The 5,222-nt window shown below is 69.1% G+C and carries 5 protein-coding genes; 4 read left to right on the forward strand and 1 reads right to left on the reverse strand.

What is annotated here, in order from left to right; genetic code table 11:
• On the reverse strand, positions 1-997 hold a 997-nt coding region (locus H6726_32730; GenBank protein ID MCB9662451.1), incomplete at its 3' end, for a protein meaA.
• Between the two features lie 319 nt (positions 998-1,316).
• Between H6726_32730 and H6726_32735 the strand changes: the two genes are divergently transcribed.
• From H6726_32735 to H6726_32750, 4 genes are all read left to right on the forward strand, one after another.
• Entirely contained in the window at positions 1,317-1,922 is a 606-nt protein-coding gene (locus H6726_32735; GenBank protein MCB9662452.1) for a hypothetical protein, read from the forward strand.
• A 176-nt stretch (positions 1,923-2,098) separates the two neighbouring features.
• Positions 2,099-2,584, forward strand: coding sequence for a YajQ family cyclic di-GMP-binding protein (locus H6726_32740; GenBank protein ID MCB9662453.1), 486 nt, complete (start codon positions 2,099-2,101; stop codon positions 2,582-2,584).
• Positions 2,585-2,650: 66 nt separating this feature from the next.
• Complete coding sequence (locus H6726_32745; GenBank protein ID MCB9662454.1) at positions 2,651-3,274, forward strand: hypothetical protein; 624 nt, start codon at positions 2,651-2,653, stop codon at positions 3,272-3,274.
• A 183-nt stretch (positions 3,275-3,457) separates the two neighbouring features.
• Positions 3,458-4,924 carry a NupC/NupG family nucleoside CNT transporter gene (locus tag H6726_32750; GenBank protein ID MCB9662455.1) on the forward strand — a complete coding sequence of 489 codons (1,467 nt, stop codon included), beginning with the start codon at positions 3,458-3,460 and terminating at the stop codon, positions 4,922-4,924.
• Positions 4,925-5,222 lie beyond the last annotated feature (298 nt).

The raw sequence follows: 5,222 nt of genomic DNA on the forward strand, positions 1-5,222 counted from the left end.
GCAGGCGCAGCGACCACTGCTGGTCCCACGGGCGCGGCAGCGAGAGCGCCTCGTTCCAGGCGGGGAGCTGCAGCGCGCGGCAGCGGGCGTTGCGGCTGAGGGTCACACCCAGCGTCTCGATCAGGATGCGCCAGGCGTTGTTCTCCGGTTGGTTCTCGGTCAGGCCCAGCGAGTTCACCTGCACGCCGTAGCGGAAGCGCCGCATGCGCTTGTCCGCGACCTTGTAGCGCTCGGTGGTGATCTCCTCCCACATCTCCGCGAACGCGCGCATCTTGCACATCTCTTCGACGAAGCGGATGCCGCTGTTCACGAAGAAGCTGATGCGCCCCACGGCCTGCTCGAACTGCTCGGGCGTGAAGTGCCCGCGCTCCTTGAGCGTGTCCAGCGTGCCGATGGCGTTGACCAGCGCGAAGGCCAGCTCCTGTCCTGGCGTCGCGCCAGCCTCTTGCAGGTGGTACGAGCAGATGTTGCTGGCGTTCCAGTTGGGCACCCGCTCCAGGCACCACTCGTACATCTCGGCGATGATGCGCAGGCTGGCCTGGGGCGGGAAGATGTAGGTCCCGCGTGCCAGGTACTCCTTGACGATGTCGTTCTGCGTGGTGCCGCGCAGCAGCTTCTCGTCCGTGCCGCGCTCGCGCGCCAGCGCCACGTACAGCGCCAGCAACCACATGCTCGTGCCGTTGATGGTCATCGACGTGTTCATCCGATCGAGGGGGATCTGATCGAAGAGCACGTGGAAGTCGTCGAGCGAGTTGATGGGCACGCCCACCTTGCCCACCTCGGGCCGCGCCAGGCTGTGGTCCGAGCTGTAGCCACACTGGGTGGGCAGGTCGAACGCGATGGAGAGGCCGGTCTGGCCCGCCTCCAGGTTCTTGCGGTAGAGCTCGTTGGACGCGCGCGGGCTGCTGTGACCGGCGTACGTACGGAAGATCCAGGGCGTCTCGCGGTCGAGGACGTCGCCGGCCTTGGTGACCAATTGGTGGGCCTTCGGGCTCATGATCTGCTCGCTTCCGGGGCTGCGGGTGGGTCCGCGCCTTGTTCCACGGAGCGTGTCACGTGGCGTGGGGTCGCGGCCAGGGGAGGGACGTGACGCACGGCGACAGCGGATGCCGCTGCGCGTCATGAGTCGAACGCTAGTGCGCAGGGGAGGGCCTGTCAATTCGCGGCGACGCCGGACGAATGGTGAAACGCGTTGCATTTCAGGTGCTTCGCCTTGCCGTTGGGGCTGCCCCACCGACCATCCGGGCGCACGCTCCGGATGCGCACCAGGCAGAGGGCGGGGCGCGAGTGGGGCTGCTACGCTGTGGGCGCTCCGCATGCGCGCGCGCTTCTGCTTCAAGGTCTCGCCCATCGACCCGTCGCGTCGAGACTTCGAGGCGCACTTCATCCCGGCCGACGCGCTCGTCCGAGCCGATGGCCGCGTGCGTGTCCGGCGGCTCCTGGACGCGTGGTGGCGCGTTCGGTCACCCACGCCCTACGACCTCTGTGGCGGTCTGCTCTTCTGGTCCACCGTCGGTCCGTGGGGTTTCGCCGAGGACCAGGCGGACTTTCTGCCGGTGACCCTCGACTACGTCAGCTACGCCGGGCTGTGGTTCGAGGCGGCCGCCGAGATGGGAGAGTGTGCTTCGGGCGAGCGCACGCTCCACATCCACGGCGCGCACCTGCTGCTCACCTGGCGCGACGGGGCGGGCACGCTGCGCTGCGTCCATCCGTCCGAGCTCGCGCCTCTCGAGTTCGAGAGTCTGCGTTTCGTCTCCGCCGTGCGAGAAGCCTCGTCGTTCTATCAGCAGGTGCGCGGTGAGCTCCTGCGCCAGCTGGACTACGCCTGGAACGACCCGCCCCGGCGCCCGCACGTCGGCGCGATGCGGGCCGGGCTCCCTTCGTACGAAGGACAGCACGGGCGACTGCTCGCGCTCCCCTGAGACCGAGACGTCCAACGACGCCGCGTGACGCGGGACACGAGCGGTCCATGGCGACACCGCACGTCCGCCGCTTGCGGACCCGCACGGTCACCGATACGGTGAGCCCCGCGTGTGCTCGGGTGCATGCGCGAGCGCGCTCCCGGCGACGCTCTCGACCCTTTCGAAGGAGCTGTTGCGTGCCGACATTCGACGTCGTGTCCGAGCTGGATCTGCAAGAAGTGAAGAACGCCCTGGACCAGGCCCAGAAGGAGGTGGCGCAGCGCTTCGACTTCAAGGGCACGGACGCGTCGGTGGAGCTCAAGGACCAGACCATCGTCATCCGCGCCAACAGCGAGAACCGTGTGGCCGCCGTGCTCGAGGTGCTGCACGGCAAGCTGGTGAAGCGCGGCGTGTCGCTGCTGGCGCTGGACGCGCAGCCCATCAAGGCGGTGGGCGGAGGTGCCAGCCAGCAGGTCATCAACCTGAAGCAGGGCATCGACAAGGACGGCGCCAAGAAGGTCGTGAAGGCCCTCAAGGACAGCAAGCTCAAGGTGCAACCCAGCATCCAGGGCGACGTCGTCCGCGTCAGCGGCAAGAAGCGCGACGACCTCCAAGAGGCCATCGCCTACCTGCGCGGGCAAGACCTCGAGATGTCGCTCCAGTACAAGAACTTCCGCGATTGACCTTCGGCCGGCGTGGCCCCCAGAAGCTCGCTCATGACCCACTCCTCCGTGAGACACGCGACACCCGTGAGCCCCACCCGGCATCGGTCTGCTCGGCACCCGCGTCGCCTCGGCTTCGCCGCCGGGGCCGGGGCCCTCGCGCTCGCGCTCCTGACGTGGGCCTCGCTGCCACTGGCCGCGCGCGCTCAGGCTCAGGAGGAGGTGGCCGGTCGCCGGCACCTCAACGTCTCGCTGGGCCTGCCGGTGATGTTGGACAGCGAGGACGCCTACGACCCGTCGCTCGGGACCAAGCTCACGGTGCGCGCCGGGTACGCCATCGACATCCTGGTCATCGAGGGGCACGCCGGCTTCCAGCAGTTCGGCGCCCGAGACCCCTTGGGCTCCGGGCGCGTCACGGCGTACGGTCCGTTCGTCGGCTTCGGCGCGCGCCTGCGCTTCGAGGTGAACGAGACGCTGGTGCCCTACCTGATGGGCGGTCTCCGGCTGAGCTGGTGGGGCAACGAGCTGGACCGCACGCTGCGCTTCTCGCCCACCCTGGTGTCGCAGCTGGGCATCGAGATCCACCTGCGCGGCAGCCGCGACTGGATGATCCACGCGGGCGCCGACTTCGATGTCCACATGCCCGGCAAGGCGTTCGAGCAGCGCGCGTTCGGCGTGGGGCCATACGTCGGCGTGGGGCTTCGGATCTGACGCGCTCGCCTGCCTTCGGCTGCACCGCGCGTCCCTCCCGTCCAAGCAGCACGGGCTTCCGTCCGCCGACCACACTGTCGCCTGGGGAGCGGCCCGCGCAGAGCCTGGCGCGGCAGCGCGGATGGTGGCGCAGCGCATTCCTGCGCCACCCGAGTGGCCGGCTGTGATACGCCAGCAAGCCTGATGCCCGTCGCTCGCCCGCTGGTCGTGCTCGCCCTCCTCGCCAGCCTCGCGCTCACGCTGCGCCCCGTTGTTGCGAGTGCCCAAGACGACGCGCCGGCGGCGGCCCAGGCGGACGCGACGCCCGAGCCCATCTCGCTCACGGCGCAGCGTGGCGCGCCCGAGTCCACCGTCACGCAGCGCCTCACCAGCGCGTTCGGTCTGTTTGCGTTCGTGGGCCTCGCGTGGCTGATGTCCAGCGATCGGCGCCGCATCCCGAGGCGCATCATTGCGTGGGGCCTCGGCCTGCAGCTCCTGTTCGGTCTGTTCGCGCTGAAGACGCGGGTGGGCCTGGCGCTCTTCTCGTTCCTGAACGACGGCGTGGTCGCGCTGCTCGGTTACACCGACCGCGGCACGAGCTTCCTGTTCGGCGCGTACACCACGGACCTCTGGGTGGGGGCTCAGCCGGGGGAGGCTGGGACCTTCCTGGCGCGCGCGCCGCTGGCGCTCAAAGTGCTGCCCACCATCATCTTCTTCTCTGCGCTGATGGCGGTGCTCTACCACGTGGGTGTGATGCAGCGCATGGTCGCGGCCATCGCCTGGGTCATGCAGCGCACCATGCGCACCAGCGGCTCGGAGACCCTGTCTGCGGCCGCCAACATCTTCGTGGGACAGACCGAGGCGCCGTTGGTGGTCCGTCCGTACCTCGACGCGATGACCCGCTCCGAGCTGATGGCCATCATGGTGGGCGGGTTCGCGACGGTGGCTGGCGGCGTGCTGGCCGCCTACGTCGGCATGCTGCAGGCGTACTTCCCCGACATCGCGGGCCACCTCATCGCAGCCAGCGTGATGAGCGCGCCGGCTGCCTTGGTGATCGCGAAGGTCATGCAGCCCGAGACCGAGACCTCCGCCACGGCATCTGGCGTGGACCTGACTCTCGAGAAGGTCGACGCGAACGTCATCGAGGCCGCGGCACGGGGGGCGTCGGAGGGGCTCATGTTGGCGCTCAACGTGGGCGCCATGCTGCTCGCCTTCGTGGCGCTGGTGGCGCTCGCCAACGCGCTGCTGGCCGTCCCCTTCGACGCCTACAACCATCTCACGGGGGCGAGCGCCACGGCAGTGACGCTCGAGCAGATCCTGGGCGTCGTGTTCTGGCCGGTCGCGTTCCTGATGGGTGTCGACGTCGGGGAGTGCGGTCTCGTCGCGGGGTTCTTGGGCGAGAAGATCGTCCTGAACGAGTTCGTGTCCTACCTGCACCTGGGGGAGACCCTGCGCACCACGCCCGAGGCGCTCTCCCCACGCTCGGTCGTGCTGGTCACGTATGCGCTCTGCGGCTTCGCGAACTTCAGCTCGATCGCCATCCAGGTGGGCGGCATCGGGAGCATCGCGCCGAGCAGGCGCGCGGACGTGGCGCGGCTCGGTCTGCGGGCGATGATCGGCGGTGCGTTGGCGGCGTGCATGACGGCCAGCGTGGCGGGCGTGCTGCTCTAGAGCGCGATGCAGGTTCGGCGCAAGCCCTGGCTTGTCCGAAGGCCCGCAGGCGGCGTTGCTCCTCCTCGCCGATGCACGCATCGACTCGTCGTCGCGCCTTGCCTGCGAACCTTCGTCCGGCGCCAGCATCTTGCGGCGATCCTGATCTGCGCTCTAGGCGGAGTGGGAGCTCGATGGGTTGGCAGGACCCAGGCGATGGTCGCCGTGTCGCAACCGTGGCCCCACGGTCGAGTCCACGTTCCTTCCGGCACAGTCGAGGCTGCGCCACCATGTCTCTGGCCTTCCATGGCTCACGGCT

Source organism: Sandaracinaceae bacterium (genome assembly GCA_020633055.1).
Lineage (GTDB): Bacteria > Myxococcota_A > Polyangia > Polyangiales > Houyiibacteriaceae > JADJJE01.

What these genes read in the sequence shown, in the direction of transcription:
- H6726_32735 (MCB9662452.1), top strand. Translation starts at nt 1,317, where the DNA reads ATGCGCGCGCGCTTCTGCTTCAAGGTCTCGCCCATCGACCCGTCGCGT.
- H6726_32750 (MCB9662455.1), top strand. Translation starts at nt 3,458, where the DNA reads ATGCCCGTCGCTCGCCCGCTGGTCGTGCTCGCCCTCCTCGCCAGCCTC.